18 protein-coding genes are annotated in these 18,785 nt (G+C 35.0%); 15 read left to right on the top strand and 3 right to left on the bottom strand.

Going from position 1 to position 18,785, the window contains the following annotated elements; translation table 11 throughout:
* Positions 1 to 9 precede the first annotated feature (9 nt).
* The 15 genes from EZ444_RS18355 to EZ444_RS18425 all read left to right on the top strand — a co-directional run bounded on the left by EZ444_RS18355 (position 10) and on the right by EZ444_RS18425 (position 15,604).
* Positions 10 to 906: a glucosamine inositolphosphorylceramide transferase family protein gene (locus EZ444_RS18355; protein WP_131610605.1), complete on the top strand. Its 897-nt coding sequence runs from the start codon at positions 10 to 12 to the stop codon at positions 904 to 906.
* Positions 903 to 1,985: a glycosyltransferase gene (locus EZ444_RS18360; RefSeq protein ID WP_131610606.1), complete on the top strand. Its 1,083-nt coding sequence runs from the start codon at positions 903 to 905 to the stop codon at positions 1,983 to 1,985. Before EZ444_RS18355 ends, EZ444_RS18360 begins: the two co-directional genes overlap by 4 nt.
* A gap of 54 nt (positions 1,986 to 2,039) precedes the next feature.
* The gene (locus EZ444_RS18365) at positions 2,040 to 3,161 is read left to right on the top strand and encodes an NAD-dependent epimerase (protein WP_131610607.1); all 1,122 of its coding nucleotides are present in this window, start codon (positions 2,040 to 2,042) and stop codon (positions 3,159 to 3,161) included.
* 214 nt (positions 3,162 to 3,375) lie between these two features.
* Positions 3,376 to 4,779, top strand: a complete 1,404-nt coding sequence (locus tag EZ444_RS18370) for a pectate lyase family protein (protein WP_131610608.1) — start codon at positions 3,376 to 3,378, stop codon at positions 4,777 to 4,779.
* 89 nt (positions 4,780 to 4,868) lie between these two features.
* Positions 4,869 to 6,017 carry a glycosyltransferase family 4 protein gene (locus EZ444_RS18375; RefSeq protein ID WP_131610609.1) on the top strand — a complete coding sequence of 383 codons (1,149 nt, stop codon included), beginning with the start codon at positions 4,869 to 4,871 and terminating at the stop codon, positions 6,015 to 6,017.
* A 13-nt stretch (positions 6,018 to 6,030) separates the two neighbouring features.
* Positions 6,031 to 7,083, top strand: coding sequence for a GNAT family N-acetyltransferase (locus tag EZ444_RS18380; protein WP_225874766.1), 1,053 nt, complete (start codon positions 6,031 to 6,033; stop codon positions 7,081 to 7,083).
* Positions 7,084 to 7,100: 17 nt separating this feature from the next.
* A complete protein-coding gene (locus EZ444_RS18385) occupies positions 7,101 to 7,904 on the top strand; it encodes a phytanoyl-CoA dioxygenase family protein (protein WP_131610610.1) in 804 nt (267 codons plus the stop codon).
* 29 nt (positions 7,905 to 7,933) lie between these two features.
* Positions 7,934 to 8,905 carry a hypothetical protein gene (locus EZ444_RS18390; RefSeq protein ID WP_131610611.1) on the top strand — a complete coding sequence of 324 codons (972 nt, stop codon included), beginning with the start codon at positions 7,934 to 7,936 and terminating at the stop codon, positions 8,903 to 8,905.
* Entirely contained in the window at positions 8,902 to 9,399 is a 498-nt protein-coding gene (locus EZ444_RS18395; RefSeq protein WP_131610612.1) for a GNAT family N-acetyltransferase, read from the top strand. The genes EZ444_RS18390 and EZ444_RS18395 overlap by 4 nt, the downstream gene beginning before the upstream one ends.
* A gap of 82 nt (positions 9,400 to 9,481) precedes the next feature.
* Positions 9,482 to 10,507, top strand: a complete 1,026-nt coding sequence (locus tag EZ444_RS18400; RefSeq protein ID WP_131610613.1) for an O-antigen ligase family protein — start codon at positions 9,482 to 9,484, stop codon at positions 10,505 to 10,507.
* 63 nt (positions 10,508 to 10,570) lie between these two features.
* Positions 10,571 to 11,635, top strand: a complete 1,065-nt coding sequence (locus tag EZ444_RS18405) for a GNAT family N-acetyltransferase (protein ID WP_131610614.1) — start codon at positions 10,571 to 10,573, stop codon at positions 11,633 to 11,635.
* A 32-nt stretch (positions 11,636 to 11,667) separates the two neighbouring features.
* A complete protein-coding gene (locus EZ444_RS18410) occupies positions 11,668 to 12,078 on the top strand; it encodes a GNAT family N-acetyltransferase (protein ID WP_131610615.1) in 411 nt (136 codons plus the stop codon).
* A gap of 69 nt (positions 12,079 to 12,147) precedes the next feature.
* Entirely contained in the window at positions 12,148 to 13,188 is a 1,041-nt protein-coding gene (locus tag EZ444_RS18415) for a GNAT family N-acetyltransferase (RefSeq protein WP_131610616.1), read from the top strand.
* A 33-nt stretch (positions 13,189 to 13,221) separates the two neighbouring features.
* Positions 13,222 to 15,174, top strand: a complete 1,953-nt coding sequence (locus EZ444_RS18420) for a polysaccharide biosynthesis protein (RefSeq protein WP_131610617.1) — start codon at positions 13,222 to 13,224, stop codon at positions 15,172 to 15,174.
* 67 nt (positions 15,175 to 15,241) lie between these two features.
* Complete coding sequence (locus tag EZ444_RS18425; protein WP_131610618.1) at positions 15,242 to 15,604, top strand: helix-turn-helix domain-containing protein; 363 nt, start codon at positions 15,242 to 15,244, stop codon at positions 15,602 to 15,604.
* A gap of 104 nt (positions 15,605 to 15,708) precedes the next feature.
* On the opposite strand, the gene EZ444_RS18430 is transcribed toward EZ444_RS18425, so the two are convergent.
* The 3 genes from EZ444_RS18430 to EZ444_RS18440 are packed head-to-tail and all read right to left on the bottom strand — an operon-like array spanning position 15,709 to position 18,774.
* Positions 15,709 to 16,956 (bottom strand): DegT/DnrJ/EryC1/StrS family aminotransferase, encoded by a 1,248-nt coding sequence (locus tag EZ444_RS18430; RefSeq protein WP_131610619.1) that lies wholly within the window; start codon positions 16,954 to 16,956, stop codon positions 15,709 to 15,711.
* A gap of 56 nt (positions 16,957 to 17,012) precedes the next feature.
* The gene (locus EZ444_RS18435) at positions 17,013 to 18,194 is read right to left on the bottom strand and encodes a DegT/DnrJ/EryC1/StrS family aminotransferase (RefSeq protein ID WP_131610620.1); all 1,182 of its coding nucleotides are present in this window, start codon (positions 18,192 to 18,194) and stop codon (positions 17,013 to 17,015) included.
* A gap of 46 nt (positions 18,195 to 18,240) precedes the next feature.
* The gene (locus EZ444_RS18440) at positions 18,241 to 18,774 is read right to left on the bottom strand and encodes a UpxY family transcription antiterminator (RefSeq protein ID WP_131610621.1); all 534 of its coding nucleotides are present in this window, start codon (positions 18,772 to 18,774) and stop codon (positions 18,241 to 18,243) included.
* Positions 18,775 to 18,785 lie beyond the last annotated feature (11 nt).

An 18,785-nucleotide genomic window follows, 5' to 3' on the forward strand; every position in this document is an offset into this window, starting at 1 on the left:
GAGCTTAACATGAACAAGGTAATAGATAGATATTTTGGTGCAGATAAATGGAACATTGGATTTGTGAAACAATCTGTTGAAGATTTAATTGTCAGAAAAAAATTCAGTAAGAAAGTAGTTTGGCTAGAGGAGGATAAGGCCGATTATTCAGCTGATCCATTTGTTGTCAATATAGATTCCAATCTTTTCATTTACTACGAAGAACTTGATTTCTGGAAGATTAAAGGCAAGATTTCTCGAATCAAAAATTTTAATTTTGATACTAAGCAAAGGGTAACAGGCTTTAGTCCAAAAGAGATCCACTTTTCGTACCCATATATTTTTGAAGAAAAGTCTAATTTTTATTGCATTCCGGAAACAGCAGATGCAGGTGAAGTAAGTCTGTATCAATTCAACCATGAAAATTATACGGAACTTAATAAAAAGAGAATTTTGTTGGAAGGACCACGCTATGTTGACACTTCTATAATCAACTATAATGGGAAGTATTGGTTGTTTACAAATATAGATGGCAAATTGAATGATATATACATATATCATTCAGACTCATTAGAAGGTGAATTTAAGCCACACAAATTAAATCCTATTCATGTTGATTCAAAAAATTGCAGGGGTGCTGGTAATTTGTTTACAGTCGGGGGAGAACTTTACCGACCTACTCAAAACCTCGAAGTTCGCTATGGAGGATCGATAATGATCAATAAGATTTCCGAACTTTCAGAGCAGTCGTTTAAATCTGAGGTTGATTTCGAATTGTTACCTGAAGCCCCTTATTTAGAAGGTATGCATAACATTAGTTTTGGAAGGGATTTGATTGTTGTAGATGGGAAAAGAAGGAGACATTCCGTAATTACACCGCTACACAGGTTACTAAAAAAGGTGCTTTATAGAAAAAAGTGTTCATGAAATTAATTCCACATCGATTATTATTCGTATCCATGTCTGATACTGCAGGCGGCGCAGAAAATATTTTGTGTATGGTTGCAAGTGTAACGGATAGTCCTTTAGTTTTTCTAAAGCACATCTACAATTCCAGATTGCAGATACCTAAGTTTTTGAAAGTTAAATATTTAACCAATGGGTCTATGCTGTTGGGCTTTTTTAAGCTTGTTAAGGCGCTTTATCCTTACAGAAAAGACTATACAATAATTAGTACACATCCTTATCTCAATTCGTATTTAGGCTTGCTCAAGCGCGTTGGATATATAAAATCGAATTTGATTGTCCGTGAATGTACCTCAGTATTTACGCGTTACACAGGAATTAAAAAATTGACTTATCAGATTGCATATAGATTAGGTTATCCCGCTGTTAATTTAATCATCTGCCAAACAGAAATAATGCGGAGTCAACTTCTGGAGGAAAACAAATTTATTCCGATGAACAAAGCGTTGACTAAAGAAAATCCTATTGACCTGAATCATATATTAAAAAAAGCAGAGGAGCCTTTAAACGATAGTAACCATAATTCGGATTTTATTTGTTCAGCAGGACGATTGATTGCTGAAAAAGGCTTTTCAATATTAATCCGTGCATTTGTAAATATTGCACAGCAGCATAATAATTTAAAACTATTGATATTAGGAGAAGGCAAAGAGCGTAACAATCTTAATAGTTTAATAAAAGAAACGGGTCTCGAGGGACGGGTAATTCTAATGGGCCACGTTGATAATCCCATACCTTATTTTAAAAAAGCAAAACTATGTGTAGTTTCTTCCATTAAAGAAGGATTCCCAAATGTTTTATTAGAAATGATGGCGGTAAGCTCTTCCTCTGTAATCTCAACCTTATGTGCAGGGGGGATTGAAGATATTCCCAGTATAGTAAAAGTAAAGGTTAATGATGCTATAGCCTTAGCAGCAGCAATGGATTCTGTCTTACACAGCTATTCTAAAGATAATGATGTAAAGTATTACTTTAAACGTCGTACGCCAAAAAATTATATTGATTCTATTTTAAAGGAAGCCGATAAACTCCATTCCTAATTCTCTTCGGCTTGGTGATATGCATTTCGAAAATTATTCTAAAACCAACAGATTATGAAAATTTTAGTAACAGGAACAGCCGGCTTCATCGGTTTTCATTTAGCAAAACATTTATTAGAAAGAGGGGATGAGGTAATTGGGGTTGATAACATAAATGATTACTACGACGTAAATTTAAAATATTCCAGATTAAACGAACATGGGATATCGCAAAGTCAAATCCAATATGGAAAAGAAGTAGAAAGTGTAAAATATCCTGGTTATAAATTTGTTAAGGCCGATCTGACAGATAAAACAGCGTTGCAAAACATATTCAGTGAATACAAGATAGATGCTGTCTGTAATTTAGCCGCACAGGCAGGGGTACGATATAGTCTTACCAACCCCGAGGCCTACATTGAATCGAATATTGTTGGATTCTTGAATGTTTTAGAATGTTGCAGACACGCAAAAATTAAGCATCTGTTGTATGCAAGTTCTTCAAGTGTTTATGGCTTAAATAAGAAAATGCCTTTTTCTGTCAATAATAATGTAGATCATCCTATATCCTTATATGCAGCATCTAAAAAAAGTAATGAGCTCATGGCACATGCTTATAGCCATCTTTTTAATCTGCCAACTACAGCCTTACGCTTCTTTACTGTTTATGGTCCCTGGGGCAGACCCGATATGGCTTTATTTATTTTTGTCAAAGCAATAATGGAAGGCAAGCCAATAAGGGTTTTTAACAATGGAAACATGAGCAGAGATTTTACCTACATTGATGATATAGTAGAAGGCATAGTGCATCTAATAGACAAACCGGCAGTGCACAATGCAACCTGGAATGCCTTTGAGCCTGATCCTGCAAGTTCGAAAGCTCCATTCAGTGTGTTTAATATAGGAAGAGGAGCTCCAGTGAGTCTTTTGGAATTTATCAATGAAATAGAAAGTAACATTGGTGTTATAGCTAATAAAGAATATCTACCGATGCAAGATGGTGATGTAGCCGATACATGGGCTGATATCTCAGGATTAAAGAACGAATTAAACTATACACCTAAAATATCAGTAAAAGAAGGGGTACGTAATTTTGTGGAATGGTATAAAATGTTCTATTGCCCTGATAAGGAGGTGAAAAAGCGTTCAAGGATCAAAATATCAGACCAAAACTCCATTTTTAGCACAAGAATTTAACTTTTCTTTCACCATAAATAGTCATTTTAATGTCATTTGAGATTAATTGTAAATCTACTTTACACTTGCTATATTAGCTGAAAAGCGGCCTTTATTTATATGTGGGGACAATTTTCCCCAATGTGAGTACATTTGTTACATTGTTCTCTGTAACTTTTAAGATACAATTTTTTTTTGGACCCCCCGTTAAAGGGGTATTAAAAAAATTGTATTAATGGAAAGATTGAGAAAAAATTTGAAAAACGTGTGTGTACTAAGTGTATTGCTGTCAGCAGTTTTAATGTTTAGTCAATGTAAAAAAGATAGCCCTGCAGTTCCTGAAGAGTTGTCTGGTAGTATTAATGATACCGGATATGTGAGTGGAGATGGGTCATCTAGTACGTCAGTGATGACAGTAAATGTATCACAAGCTGTATCTGACGGAGGTTTTGCAGTTAGAATTCCAATGGATTCTAAATTAATTAGTGATACGAATGATAAACCTACAGTATCTACTGTTAAAGTATTTGAAAATGGTGTTGAAATAGGCCCTGCGCATACTTCACATGAAGAGATCAGAACTAAAGGAAAAGGACGTTTCAGTCATAAAACAGGTTTCTTATTCCTATCGGCTTCGGACAATTCAAATCCGAAAACAAACGGTAAGAAATATACTTATACCGTAAATGGACAAACTCCTACAACGCCGCCCACAACACCCCCTACAACTCCAACAGATCCTACAACTCCAGTTGCTCCAGTTACGGGAGACGTGCCAATTGGTTATGCATCTGTTAATGGTCAAACAACCGGTGGTAAAGGTGGTCAAACTGTAACAGTAACAACTTTTGCTGCACTACAAACAGCTGTAGCTTCGAGCTCACCGATGATTATCCAGGTTTCAGGAACAATTACTGGTACAGGATTACTTCGTGTAGCTTCAAATAAAACTATACTTGGCCTTAAAGGATCAAAGTTGATCGGTGCAAGTTTGTTTATTTACGGAAAGAACAATATTATTATCAGAAATATGAATATCAGTAAAGTGAAGACCTATTCAAACATTATTATAAAAGAAGGTTCTCACCACATCTGGGTAGATCATAATGAACTTTCATCAGAGCTTGTAAGTGACTGGGATTATTACGATGGATTGCTAGATGTTGGAACTGGTGCTGACTATATTACTTTATCATGGAATAAACTACATGATAATCATAAAGCAATGCTAATTGGCTTTAGCTATACTGAACCAGAATCTGTTGGTAAACTTCATGTTACCGTACATAATAACTACTTCTATAATGTTTCAGAGCGTTGTCCAAATGTAAGATATGGAACTGTTCACGTATTCAATAACTACCTTGACAATGCTGGATTTATGAGCTCATTGATGGGTGCAACAGTTAGAGTGGATAACAATTATTTCAAAAATACAACGCTTCCAATCAGAACGGAGCTTAGTCCGCAAGCTGGCGTTATTAGTGGTTTAAGCACCAATATATTTGATAACTGTGGTAAAAATATCATTACTACCGCTGCTTCAAGCTGGGTGCCAACTTACGAATACAAAACTGGATTCAATACTGCAGCAAATGTTCCAGCGGTTGTTACCAATGGATCAGGTGCAACATTATAATATCTAGAACAAATTTAAATAGCTGTGCAAGGCCATCTGACTGTAAGTCAGGTGGCCTTGTGGTTTAACAACCTTTTTAATTCATTGTCATGATAGATAACAGAAAGAAAGTACTGATTGCTTGTGATTCATCGAGAACCCTACTGGATTTTCGTGGTAAGCTCATTGAAGAGCTACTTATGAAAAATGATGTACATGTTTTTACGCCAAAAATTTCACAACAACATGTTAGGGAAAGGTTACAAATCATGAATGTCACTGTACACGAGAATAAGCTAAATGGCAGTAATGTTTCTATTTTGTCTGATCTTAAATACATCATACAGTTGTATAATCTGATCAAAGAAATTAAACCGGATATATTTTTTCCATATACATTTAAACCAGTAATATATGGAACCATTGTAGCGAAATTGTGTAAAATAGGTCGTATTACTCCTATGCTAACTGGATTAGGTTATAATTTTGCCGATAAGCCCCCTAAGAAGCGGCTGGTAAGTACGATAACCAGAGTATTGTTAAAGTTTAGCCTAAGTTCAAGCAAAAGAATCCGAATCATTTTTCAAAATAGAGATGATTATCAAAAATTAATGGCATCTGGAATAATTGGCGTAAAACATCAGGCTTTTGTCGTTAACGGTTCCGGTGTAGATTTAACACATTACGATTATTCTCCTCCCGAAATTAAACAGATTAGTTTCTTGATGATCTCGCGTTTAATAAATGCTAAAGGCATTAAAGAGTTTTATGAAGCTGCCAAGTTAATCCGCCAAAAATTTTCCAATGTAAGATTTAAACTCATTGGTTCTTACGATGATAATATTGATTCGATAAATAAAGAGTTATATGCCAGTATAAGGTCCGGAGAAGTAATTGAGTACTTAGGACCAGTTGATGATGTAAGACCATATATTAAAGAGGCTTCTATCTTGGTATTACCATCTTACTATGGTGAGGGGGTGCCCAGGTGTATATTGGAAGGAATGGCCATGGGTAGAGCAATTATTACCTGCGATTCTGTGGGGTGTAGAGAAACTGTAAATACTGCGGCTAAGCAACGTAATGGTTTTTTAATTCCTATAAAGAATGTAGCTGCCCTTGCCTCGAAAATGGAGTACTATTTAAAACATACGAAAAATATTCTCACTTACGGACTAAACGGAAGAAGCTTTGCAAAGGAAAAGTTTGATGTTAATCTGGTAAATGCAGAAATGCTTAAAATCATGCAAGTGGACTAAAAAATACACGAAAATGGCTCATATAGAAAATTATTTACCCGCTCTGGAATACAAAGTAATTACGAGTGAAAGCCCTGACAAATGGCTTAATTATGTCAGAAAAGCAGTTAATTATGATTTTTACCATACCCTTCATTATCACACTTTAGATAAAAGAGGAGACCCAATTCTCTTTGTTTACGAAGAGGGAGAAACATTCATTGCTTTACCTCTTCTAAAAAGAAGGATTGAGCTTGTAAATTATAGCGATTTTACTTCAAGCTATGGATATGCTGGCCCTATTTCTAATGAAAAATTTGAGTTACTTAGCAACAGCTTGATTGAAAACTTTAAGAATTCTTTTTTCAGTTTTATGAAGGATAATCAAGCTGTAAGTGTGTTTTCCAGATTAAATCCATTTATCAATCAATCTTTCTTATTAGAAAAAATAGGGGGGCTCAGGAGCAACGGAAGAACTATATATATGGATTTGACGCAATCATTAGAAGAGCAAAGAGCAAGATATGATAAAAGATTATATCGGCAAATCCGTCAACTTCGGAAAAAGGAATACCTCATAAAAGAAGCCAATACCCAGGAAGAGATTCGACTATTTACCAGCATGTACAATAAAAATATGTTAAGGCTTTCAGCCGATAAAAGCTATTTTTTTGACGAAGCATATTTTACTTCCTTACTTAATAATCCAGACTTAAAATGTACCTTAATATTGATATACGATGGTGATGAAATGATTTGCGGATCCACCATAATATGGACAGACAGCATTATTAGAAATCACTTATCGGCAACTAGCGCGTCACACATCCACTTATCTCCAAGTAAGCTATTAACGGATGAAATTAGTGTAATTGGGAGAACGCTTGGTATGAAGTATTTTCATTTGGGTGGTGGTGTTGGAGGTAAGGAAGATACTCTATTTATGTTTAAATCACTATTTTCTGATCTCTTTTTAAAAGACTATATCTGGTGTTATATTGCTGATGAACAGATCTATGATCAATTGGTTGAGCAAAAAAAGGTCAATCCCGATAGTAATTATTTCCCCTTGTACAGAAGTATTTAGAACTAAATTATATACTCATGAAAAATAAATTTAACTACGCGGAAGCTACTGTAGCTGATTTCGAAAGTGCAGTTGGTCAATATGGCTGGGTTGTTTATGAGAATGCTTTAAGTGAGGAATTGGTAGATGGAATAATAAATGACTTTACTGGTGCTTATGATACAAGGCGTCAGATTCAAATAGAAAATGGCATTGATACCAGTATGGAGGGAACACTCCATCACGTATTAGAGCGAGACAATTTTGGATTATATTTTTTAGAACAAATGTTTTGTGACAAAGAAATGCGCCATTTTTTAGATGGAAAATATATTTTAAACGGAATGAGTGGGGTTATTAATATGAAAAATGACCGTCCATATGTTCAAAATGTACATCGTGATTTAAGAACCTTTACTGGCAATTTAAAAATGATGATACAAATGATTGTGTTGTTAGATGATTTTACTCTTGACAATGGTGCAACTTATTTACTCTCTGGTTCACATAAAGAGGATGTTAAACCCGATGATGAATATTTCTATAAACATGCTGATCGGGCAATTGCAAAAAGAGGCAGTATTATTTTATTTGACTCTAATTTATGGCATGCTGCGGGTAAAAATTATACAGAAAACCCACGGAGAGTAATTACGCTAAGTTTTACTAAACCCTTCTTTAAGCCTCAATTTGATTTTCCGAGATTCTTAGGGTACGAATTTGGAGAAACGCTTAGCGAAGATTTGAGACAAGTTGTTGGTTATAATGCACGCATCCCAGCAAATCTATATGAATTTTATCAACCGGTTCATTTAAGAATGTATCAACCTGGACAAGGTTAAATAAAGAAAAGCTAATCAAAATTGATGGTATGCAAGCGCAAAAGTCACAAACTAAAAGTATGGGCGGGTATTTTCAACTACATCTCGCTAATGGCAGGGAATATTATCCAGATCTCATCAAGTTAAATACCTCAAGAAATGCTTTGCAGTACATTCTTGAAGTTAAAAAGTACACGAAAGTATATATCCCATACTTTACTTGCGAAGTTTTACTGGAGCCTATGGTAAAATTGAATATTCCATATCAATTTTACCATATTGATGCACAACTGGAACCCATATTTGATTTTGAAGTTGGATCAACAGAATGTGTTGTATACAATAACTATTTTGGGCTAAAACAAGATGCTGTAAAGAAATTAAGCGATACTGTTCCTCATTTGATTATTGATAATGCGCAGGCCTTTTTTTCAGAACCAGTCCCTAAAATAGACACTTTTTATTCTTGTCGAAAATTTTTCGGCGTTCCAGATGGCGCCTATCTTCAAATCAATTCGGATGAACGCTTATCCCCTGAAAACGATGTTTCTACCAATCGGTTCTCTCATTTGATTACAAGCATTGATCATAGTATAGAGCATGGTTATGCCGATTTTATAGAGAATGAGCTGGACTTTATCGGTAATGAAATTAAATCAATGTCTTCGTTAACACAAGCTGTTCTTTCAAATATTGATTACCAAGTTTGCAAAAATAGACGCATCGAAAATTTTACCTACTTACACGAAAAATTATCCTCTATTAATGAGTTAGGTATGGAGTTTCCAACTTCAACACCAGCGATGCTTTATCCTTTATTGATTTCAAAAGCTGATGTAAAAGCAAAACTCTTAGAGAAAAAAATATTTGTTCCTACCTATTGGCCTAATGTTTTTAGATGGACTACCCAGGATACACTAGAGTATAAGTTAGCCAAAAACGTAATTTACCTACCGATGGATCATCGTTATGATTTAGAGGATATGGCTTATATGCTAGCTGTTTTAACTAAAATTATATGACTCCTATATACATAAGACCATTGGTATTAGCTGATGCCAAAACATCATTTAACTGGCGTAATGATCCTGAAGTATGGGAGTACACCGAGTACCAGCCCGATCTGTATATATCGCCAGAGCTAGAAGAAGAATGGCTGAAAGCTAAATTAAGCAGAGTAAATGAAAAAAGATTTGCAATTTGTTTAGAAGAAAATGATCAATACATAGGCAATATTCAATTACTCGATATTGATGGCGAAAAAGCCTCTTACCATATATTTATTGGAGAAAAGAGCTTTTGGGGGCGGGGTATTTCGCAAAGTGCCACAAAACTCATATTAGCCTATGCTTTTTCAGAATTGAATTTGGAAAACGTTTCATTGGAAGTAAATCCGTTAAATGTACCAGCTTGGAAAGCCTATCAAAAAGTAGGTTTTGAATCTATAGGCGAAAATAAAAAAAATGGGTTTATGAAGATGGCAATCAGCAAAAATGAGTTTTTAACCATACTGTAGTCAATTTAAAAAAAATGCGAACATGAAATATCTTAGGTTACTCATTTTGCTATTAATTTTCTGCAATCTACCGAGTTATTTAATGGTCCATATCAACCCTGCAGTTGGATCGATTTTAAGTTACAGCACTTTTTTATTGATCATTATTTATTACTTATCTACAGATCATCATAAACCCGTAATCCCCTTTATTGTATTTGGACTTTTATTCTCTTTGATTTGCCTGATCGTTAGCTCCCACTTCTTCGAGATGCTTTTGGTCACTTTTATGAAGTATTTTGTTTTTATAATAATGGTGTCCAATTTAGTAAGGGATGTCAAAAACACGGATATATATTGTCTGCTACTTATTGGGAGTTTAAGCATAATTTACGAAGCTATTTTTGTAGTAGGTATAGGAATGGGGAGCACTGGTTTTTATTTAAATGCAAATTTTGCTGCTTATGCCTGCCTTTTAGGTTATATTTTCGGTTTGTCAATAGAAAATCAAAAGCTTAAAATAGCCGGGCAAATTTTGTTTTCTATTGCTGGTCTGGTTACTTTTTCACGAACATTTTTGTTGATATGGTTATTGATCAATCTTTTGTCTGTATTTGTACATTATAAGAACATTTATAAAGTAGCCATGTGCGTGGCTTTGTTTGTTGTATTTCTAGTTTTTGGCGATAAATTTGATTTCTCCAGCAGTACAGAAACATGGAGATACTATTACGATAAAATTCTAAGCAATCCAATTTGGGGCAATGGATATCATTCGTTTAGCAAAGAAAGCCTGCACAATACATTTTTAATGATCATGGGTGAAGCAGGAATTTTTGCCTTACTCTATTTCATGTGGATGTATGGATACCTGTTGGTTAAGGGCGTACATTATTTTAAAGATAATCCAATAATTTTCTTCTTATCATTTTCGTTGGTCCTGTTTATGTTAACAGAACATAGCTATTTTGATAATTATTTAGTATTGTTTATTTCACTATGGCTATATCATGAAACATATAAGTTGAGGGATGCCCGGCGGCAAAAAGAAGTCATATTCACTAGATCCACGAAAAAGAATAAAGAATCAAATAAAGAAAATCTCCTGAAGCACTACAGCTTGAATTAAAGGAGGTCGGCCTTTTTAACGCGGAAAATTGTAACCGTATTATTTACTGCAAAAACTAGTATTATGATTAAAGTAATTACCTTATCCCAAAAAGAGGAATGGGATTTCTATGTTAAGAATGCCTTTATTCATGATTTTTATCATACCTGGCATTATCATACCTTGGATGAAAGCGGTGTTGCCATTCTTCTGGTTTACGAGGAAGATGGAGATTTTATTGCATTTCCTTGTTTGAAAAGGAAGATCCCAGACTCATCTTTTTTTGATTTAAGTTCCGTATATGGTTATGTAGGGCCAATAGCTAACAAAGAAAATCAATACTTAAGTGAAGCTCTGATAAGCAATTTTAAAAAAGCATTTTTAAACTTTCTGAAAAATGAGCAAATAGTTTCGGTCTTCTCCAGGTTACATCCTTTTTTTGATCAAGATAGACTGGTGAGTGGTTTTAACGGAATTTATGAAAATGGAAAGACAGTAGCACTAGATTTAACTTTGCCTATTGTATCTCAACGTAAAAAATATAGTTCCTCGACCTATCGTGCTATTAGAAAAAGTTGGAAAAGAGGCTTTTCAATAAGAGAAACAAAACAGGACGCAGATGTCAATACGTTTATTGATATCTATTTGGAAAACATGGCGCGCATTAACTCTACAGATTATTACCTATTTAGCAGGCAATACTTTTTTGATCTGATTAACTCCAATGATTTCGATTGTCGTTTGCTGTTGGTGAGTTTAAAAGATGAAGTCGTATGTGGTATGATCATTACTTTTACGCATGGCATTATTCAGGCGCATCTGGTAGGCACTAAAGAAGCCTACCTAATTGAATCCCCAGCTAAACTTTTAATAGATGAAATTACGGTCTTAGGTCGTAAAGAGGGAATGAAATATTTGCATCTCGGTGGTGGGCTAGGCTTTAGAGAAGATACTTTATTTAATTGGAAATCATCTTTCTCCGACCTTTTTCTGGATTATAAAAGCTTCCGACATATCGTTAATGATTCCGTTTATCAGACTCTGGTTCAGAAACAAAGAATTGAAAAAAATGCAACTATTGATTTTTTTCCACTTTATCGTGCTGTAGCTAAGGTTTTAGCATACAACTGTTTTGAGTTAATAATCTGATTGTTCTGTTATATTTCAAACCCAATCTCAAAATGAAATCAAAAATTTACGACATGATGTATCCATTGATCAATGATGGCAGTGGAACATATGAACTTGGTGATTTGAATGGTTACATTGATAAAATCATCGAAAAGGGATGTTTAATCTCTATAATGGAGAACGATGTTTTACTTGCTTTCTTGGCATATTACGCCAACGACTACGAAAATAAACTTGCGTTTGTATCAATGGCGGTAGTTTCACCTTCAACACGAAAAATGGGGTATGGAAGAAGGCTGGTTGATTTTTGTTTTGTCGATTTAATTTATAAAGGCTTTAAAAGATGCCTTACTGAAGTAAATGCGAACAATCAAGCTGCATTGAATGCCTGTAAGAAGCTTGGATTTAATGAATTTGAAAGAAAAGGTAAATATATAGTTTTGGAAAAGTTGTTGTCGTAGTTGTCTTAATAGGAGGGGGATCCCTTCAACAAGAAGAATAGTGTCCGTAGTACTGAAAAAACTAGCGTTATGATTAAAGTAATTACATTATCTCAAAAAAAGGAATGGGATTTCTATGTCAAAAATGCATTTGTTTATGATTTTTATCATACCTGGCATTATCATGCCTTGGACAAAAGTGGTATTGGTATCCTTTTGGTTTACGAGGAAGGTGGCGATTATATTGCATTTCCTTGCTTAAAGAGGAAGATTCCAGACTCATCTTTTTTTGATTTAGGTTCCGTATACGGTTATGTGGGACCAATAGCCAATAAGGAGAATCAATACTTAAGTGAGGTTCTGATAAATAACTTTAAAAAAGCATTTTCAAACTTCCTTGAAACGGGGAAAATTGTTTCGGTCTTCTCCAGGTTGCATCCTTTTTTTGATCAGGATAGACTGGTTAGTGGTTTTAACAAGGTTTATAAAAATGGGAGGACAGTGGCGCTAGACTTAACTTTGCCTATTGATTTTCAACGCAAAAAATATAGTTCAGACACCTATCGTTCGGTAAAAAGAAGTTGGAAAAAGGGATTTTTTATTAGGGAAAGTAAGGAGCTTGGGGATATTGATGTCTTTATTGAAATGTATGCAGAAAATATGCAACGTATTGAATCTACAGACTATTACTTGTTTAATCGGCAGTACTTCCTTGATCTAATTAATTCAACTGAATTTGATTGTCGCTTATTATTGGTTTGTGTCAATAATGAAATCATGTGTGGGACGATTGTTACTTTTACCCATGGCATTATTCAGGGACATTTGATTGCAACCAAAAGTTCATATTTAAGGGAATCTCCTGCTAAATTTTTAGTGGATGAAATTAGCCTGTTGGGGCGAAATGAAGGAATGAAATATATGCACCTTGGAGGGGGGCTTGGCTTAAAAGAAGATTCATTATTCAAATGGAAATCTTCATTCTCAGATCTATTTCTGGATTATAGAAGTTTACGACATATCGTTAATCATTCTGTTTATGACCTGTTGGTTAAACAACAAGGGATTGATAAAGATGCGAATGTTGATTTCTTTCCACTTTATCGCGCTGTGGTTGAGGTTTTAGCGTGAAGTTGTTTCAATTAATAATCTAATTATTTTTTTATGAAAAAACTAATGTTCGGCGACAAAACGTATTCGCGCTGGTTGATCTTATTGATAGATCAAATTATTATTATTTGGACTCTTTTTATGTCTTTCTTGTTAATTAACAAGTTCGAGTATACGCAGCTATTTTATATAAATACCTTTATCTATATTGGGTTATATAGTTTAGTCTCTGTTGGTGTATTCATGAGCATGCGCATACATACTGGCATCATTAGGTATTCTAATACACAAGATATTATTCGAATATTTATGGCAGTATTGTTAACTAATTTTGTTTTTGCCATTGTAATCAAAGTATGCTCAGTCTTACACTTCTATGCGCCATCTAAATGGGTTCCAGAAGTATTGATTATGAATTTTTTCGTATCATCATCATTATTAATTATTTTAAGAGTCGTTGTAAAGAGCTTATTTGTTTTCATAAGGGCACTGGAGCCTACCGAGAAGAAAGAGAATATTTTAATATATGGCTCCGGTAGTGATTCAATTTTAGTTAAAAAGGCTTTAGAGGGCAGTCAAGGTAATGCGTTAAATGTAATCGCTTTTGTTGATGATAATGAAGACAAACTAAACAAATATATCGAACAAAAAAAAGTATATCATTCCAAATCCATTGAGACCTTAAGGAATAAATTCAATATTAGTAAGGTCCTTTTTGTAAGTGATGATTTAAACGTAAATGGTAAAAAAAGCACTTTAGATAAATGCATTGAGTTAGGCATAAAAGTAGTCACTGTACCACAATCTAATAAATGGTTGTATGGTAAATTAACGCCAAATCAAATTAAAGACTTAAAAATAGAGGATTTATTAGATAGAGAGCCCATTGTACTTACAAAAAGTAATATTTTGAGAGAGATGGTTGGAAAACGGATTTTGATTACTGGGGCTGCGGGCTCAATAGGATCAGAAATTGTCCGTCAGATTGTAAACTTTAATCCGGAGTTCGTTGTCCTTTGCGATCAGGCAGAAACACCTTTGCACGATTTGCAATTAGAGATTGAAGATGATTTTCCTCATGCAAAAACACATGTAGTAATGGCTAATATTCAGAATAGGTCCAGAATGAAAGCCATTTTTGATGAATATCATCCACAAATCATTTTTCATGCAGCAGCCTATAAACATGTACCAATGATGGAAAATAATCCGTCTGAAGCCATATTAACCAATGTACTTGGGACAAAAAACTTATCGGATTTAGCCATAGAGTCTGGCGTAGAAAAGTTTATAATGATTTCAACAGATAAAGCCGTTCGGCCTACAAATATAATGGGCGCATCCAAACGTCTTGCCGAAATGTATATACAATCCTTAAACAATGATAGGGCTTTGTCCATATCGAGTGATCAAGTAGAGCAGGTAGATGCTAAAGTCGAAAATAGAACTAAATTTATTACCACCAGATTTGGCAATGTATTAGGTTCTAACGGGTCAGTAATACCTCGATTTAAGGCACAGATAGAACGTGGCGGACCGGTTACAGTTACGCATCCGGAAATAACAAGATATTTTATGACTATACCGGAATCGGTTCAATTGGTGCTCGAAGCCGCGGCCATGGGGAATGGGGGCGAGATCTATATTTTTGATATGGGTGAACCCGTTAAAATCGTTGATTTAGCGACTAATATGATCAAATTGGCGGGCCTATCTCCTGACAAGGATATTAAGATTATTTTTACTGGATTAAGGCCTGGCGAGAAGTTATATGAAGAGTTATTACTTGTAGAGGAGCAAATAATCGCTACTTATCATCCAAAAATTAAAATATCTAAAACAATTAGTCTTAGCATTCGTTATGTGCAGGAGGTAATTGAAGAATTACTATTTCTTAACAACCTAAATAACGATTATGCTATGGTTAAAAAGATGAAAGAAATAATACCTGATTATAAAAGTAAAAACTCGAGATATGAAAAAATAGACTATTACATTATTAACTAACTACAAGAGAGATTCATCCCTGTGAATTCTAATATCATCAATTTATGAACTAAATTAATTATTTGTCATGGATTTAAATGTAGGTAAAGTAATTGAGCGCGCTGTTAGGAGAGATCATATGGGAATAAGTGCGCTATCAAGAAAATTACATGTTAGTAGAAGAACCATATACAATTGGTTTGATCAGGAATCTTTAAGCTTTGAGATTATCTGTAAGATTGGGAATGCCATTAAGTATGACTTTTCAAAGGAATTTCCGGACGATTTTGCTCGTATTGACGACGAAATAGGAAGCAATATGAATCAATTTACAAATGGAGACAACAGTTCACCGGAATCTTTTTCAAGCTCCGTCAATTATTGGATGAACAAGTACATCAAACTACTCGAAAAATACAATGAGTTGTTAAGCCATAAATTTCCAACTTGATTTACTTGCGTGCTTTTTGCCTTATAAAACACAAAAAAGGGGGCTGTATCATTTTTAGATGATACAGCCCCCTTTTTTGTGTAATTATGATTCAAGTAGATTGATTACTCCACGTGTAATAATTGCTGTAATTTGTTGTTTTTAAGTTGTAATTGTACTGCACTGATCACAGCATCAATAACGTAATCGGTATCTTCATTAGTTAGATTGGGATAAATAGGCAATGAGATCTCGCAAGCATACTGTTTATAGCTGTTTGGATAATCGGCAATATTATACCCAGTTTTCTTGAAGTAAGTTAACATAGGCATAGGTATGAAGTGGACATTTACAATTACCCCATGGCTAACGATTTCTTCAATAATTTGATCTCTTTGGGCTTCCGTAATATTCTTTATGCGCAAAGGAAAAATATGATAAGAAGTCTCTCTTGTAAAATCTTCTAGTGATGGTGGGATGAACCAACTATAGCTACTAAAAACATCGCAATATTTTGTGGCGATGGTTTTACGCGCTGGCAATAAAATATTTTTGTATTGTTTTATCTGTGCCAGGCCTATTGCTGCACAAACGTCTGGCATATTGATTTTTAAGCCTTTATATAAAATATCATATTTCCAGTTACCACCTTTAGATTTGGTGTAAGCATCTTTGTTTTGGCCATTTAACGAGAATATCTTTAAGAAATCATATTCCTCTTCGTGATCAAAATTACCAGGTAAATTTAGGCATATGCATCCGCCTTCTCCTGTAGTGATATTTTTTACAGCGTGAAAGGAAAATATGGTAATGTCACAGCATACTGCAGCAGAATGTCCCATATATGTTGCACCAATAGAATGGGCTGCATCCGAAATTAAAAGTATTCGACCCAATTTTCTTTGTTTTTCCGAATCCGGTACAAATAAACTTCTAACCTTGGGGCCTTTAAGTAAAGCTTTGATCATATTGTAGTCGCATGGCCAACCAGCAATATCAACAGCGATTATTGCTTTTGTTTTTGAAGTAATAGCCTGCCTTATACGCTGCGGATCTATGGTTAGGTCATCTGATATATCAACCATAACCGGAGTGGCGCCACAATGCATTACACACAGCGCAGTGGCACTATAAGAATATGCAGGTATAATAACTTCATCCCCTTCTTTTACGCCAAACCATTTTAACATCATGATTGCGCCCGAAGTCCATGAATTTACACAGATCGCAGTTTTGGATTTTGTTAAGCGAATAACCTCTTTCTCAAGCTCTTTTACCTTTGGCCCCGAAGTAATCCATCCTGATTTAAGCGAATCTACTACCTCATTAATTACATTTTGGTCAATAAACGGCGGTGAAAATGAAATGTTCATATTCTTATATTTTAAAAGGTGAATAGAATTTTGTAAGATGCCTGTATGGCAGAAACTTAAGAGAGAGAATCTTTTTTGGGGAGGAGTTCGTTAATTTCTGTTTCAATTTTATCCGCGATCTGCAGTCCGAAATCTTTCTTCTCTGCAGGAGCTGCCAATTCATAATTTTGTGTTCTTTGGATGATACGGCAAATCAAGTCCAGATCTGGAAGCGTTAAAGTGTGGTAAAGTGGCAAACAAACTATTTTTTTCACTACATCGTCGCATATGGGTACATCCGTATGGTTAACGTAGGGTAGGGTGGCAAGAGATGGCGAAAAGTACCTGCGACAATATATTTTAGCGAGCTCGAGTTTCACCATACATTTTTGTCTCAGTGTTTCCGATTCAAACAATACTGGGAAATAAGCATAATTATAATCTTTATCGCGATTTAGCTTTGGAAAAGTTGCTTTTACATTTTCTAATCTTTCAAAATAATGTAGCGAAAGTTCCTTTCTTTTTTCCAGTATTTGGTCAACGTGTTTTAGATTGCAAAGCCCCATAGCGGCATGAAACTCACAATTTTTACCATTTACACCAAGACCTTCGAATGTTTCCGGACCATTATGTCCAAAATTTCGCATGTACAACATCTTTTTCAACAAGTCCGGATCCTTAGTAAAAACAGCCCCACCCTCAATCGTATGAAACAATTTAGTCGCATGGAAGCTCGTAGTACTAATATCACCATATTCAAATACAGATCTATTCCTGTACTTCGTGCCGAAACAATGTGCTCCGTCGTAAATAACCTTTAAACCATATTTGTCAGCTATTTTTTGGATCGCATCTATATCACATGGATTTCCATAAACATGGGTAGCCAGTATAGCCGAAGTATGAGATGTGATTGCCGCTTCAATTTTTGATGGGTCGATGTTAAAAGTTTCAGGGTCTATGTCAACATACACAGGTTTGCAGCCTTCCCAAACAATACTACTTGTGGTAGCAACATAAGAAAAAGGCGTAGTGATTACCTCACCGGTAAGCTGTAAGGCCCTAATGGCCAGTTGTAATGCAAAAGTGCCATTACAAACATATAACAAGTGTTTTATATCTAAGTACTCCTTAAGTTTTAATTCAAGGTCATTTAGTAAAGGGCCATTATTTGTGAGCCATTGACGTTCCCAGATACTATCAAGATATTCTCTAAATTCTTCTTCCTTTGGAAGAAATGGTTTGGTTACAGGAATCATTTGCTTAAGATTAAATGTTTGAAATCTGTTGTTGCTGTAAGTCGAACTAAATTGCCGTGTTCAACATTACATCAGCCAGGGGGACATTGGAGACCAGGGCGCAGTTTAAATGATCAAAAACCATTAAAACAGTTTTACCATGCACCTTGATAACTGTTCCTTCCTGGTTGTAAAAGATGCCGCTCTTAATGCGGATGCGGTCGCCATGATTTATTTCTTGCGAATTGATGACCTCATAATCAGAATGTGTGCTGATCAGATTCTCAATTTTATCTATTACACTATCCCTGATTACAGCGGGCTTTCCCATGTAATAGATAAAATTCAGCACCCCTAGCGTCTGCCTCACTTTATATTCCTCACGTTCACTAACCCATACAAACACATAACCACTAAAAAGTGGTAAATCAACAATTTTCTTTCTGTCCGCCCATTGATTGCTCACCCGCCTAATTGGGCAGTAGGATTTTATATCCTGCGTTTTTAATAATCTGTCTACCTTTTTCTCCCATCTCGGACGGGTGTAAACAACTAACCAGCGTCTGGTCCAAGGGTGTCTGGAGCCGAATTGATTTTCCATATGAGAATTAT

The sequence above is a fragment of the Pedobacter hiemivivus genome (genome assembly GCF_004331685.1).
GTDB lineage: Bacteria > Bacteroidota > Bacteroidia > Sphingobacteriales > Sphingobacteriaceae > Pedobacter > Pedobacter hiemivivus.

Coding starts and splice junctions, on each gene's coding strand:
- EZ444_RS18355 (WP_131610605.1), top strand. CDS start 10: ATGAACAAGGTAATAGATAGATATTTTGGTGCAGATAAATGGAACATT.
- EZ444_RS18360 (WP_131610606.1), top strand. CDS start 903: ATGAAATTAATTCCACATCGATTATTATTCGTATCCATGTCTGATACT.
- EZ444_RS18365 (WP_131610607.1), top strand. CDS start 2,040: ATGAAAATTTTAGTAACAGGAACAGCCGGCTTCATCGGTTTTCATTTA.
- EZ444_RS18370 (WP_131610608.1), top strand. CDS start 3,376: ATGGAAAGATTGAGAAAAAATTTGAAAAACGTGTGTGTACTAAGTGTA.
- EZ444_RS18375 (WP_131610609.1), top strand. CDS start 4,869: ATGATAGATAACAGAAAGAAAGTACTGATTGCTTGTGATTCATCGAGA.
- EZ444_RS18380 (WP_225874766.1), top strand. CDS start 6,031: ATGGCTCATATAGAAAATTATTTACCCGCTCTGGAATACAAAGTAATT.
- EZ444_RS18385 (WP_131610610.1), top strand. CDS start 7,101: ATGAAAAATAAATTTAACTACGCGGAAGCTACTGTAGCTGATTTCGAA.
- EZ444_RS18390 (WP_131610611.1), top strand. CDS start 7,934: ATGCAAGCGCAAAAGTCACAAACTAAAAGTATGGGCGGGTATTTTCAA.
- EZ444_RS18395 (WP_131610612.1), top strand. CDS start 8,902: ATGACTCCTATATACATAAGACCATTGGTATTAGCTGATGCCAAAACA.
- EZ444_RS18400 (WP_131610613.1), top strand. CDS start 9,482: ATGGTCCATATCAACCCTGCAGTTGGATCGATTTTAAGTTACAGCACT.
- EZ444_RS18405 (WP_131610614.1), top strand. CDS start 10,571: ATGATTAAAGTAATTACCTTATCCCAAAAAGAGGAATGGGATTTCTAT.
- EZ444_RS18410 (WP_131610615.1), top strand. CDS start 11,668: ATGAAATCAAAAATTTACGACATGATGTATCCATTGATCAATGATGGC.
- EZ444_RS18415 (WP_131610616.1), top strand. CDS start 12,148: ATGATTAAAGTAATTACATTATCTCAAAAAAAGGAATGGGATTTCTAT.
- EZ444_RS18420 (WP_131610617.1), top strand. CDS start 13,222: ATGAAAAAACTAATGTTCGGCGACAAAACGTATTCGCGCTGGTTGATC.
- EZ444_RS18425 (WP_131610618.1), top strand. CDS start 15,242: ATGGATTTAAATGTAGGTAAAGTAATTGAGCGCGCTGTTAGGAGAGAT.
- EZ444_RS18430 (WP_131610619.1), bottom strand. CDS start 16,956: ATGAACATTTCATTTTCACCGCCGTTTATTGACCAAAATGTAATTAAT.
- EZ444_RS18435 (WP_131610620.1), bottom strand. CDS start 18,194: ATGATTCCTGTAACCAAACCATTTCTTCCAAAGGAAGAAGAATTTAGA.
- EZ444_RS18440 (WP_131610621.1), bottom strand. CDS start 18,774: ATGGAAAATCAATTCGGCTCCAGACACCCTTGGACCAGACGCTGGTTA.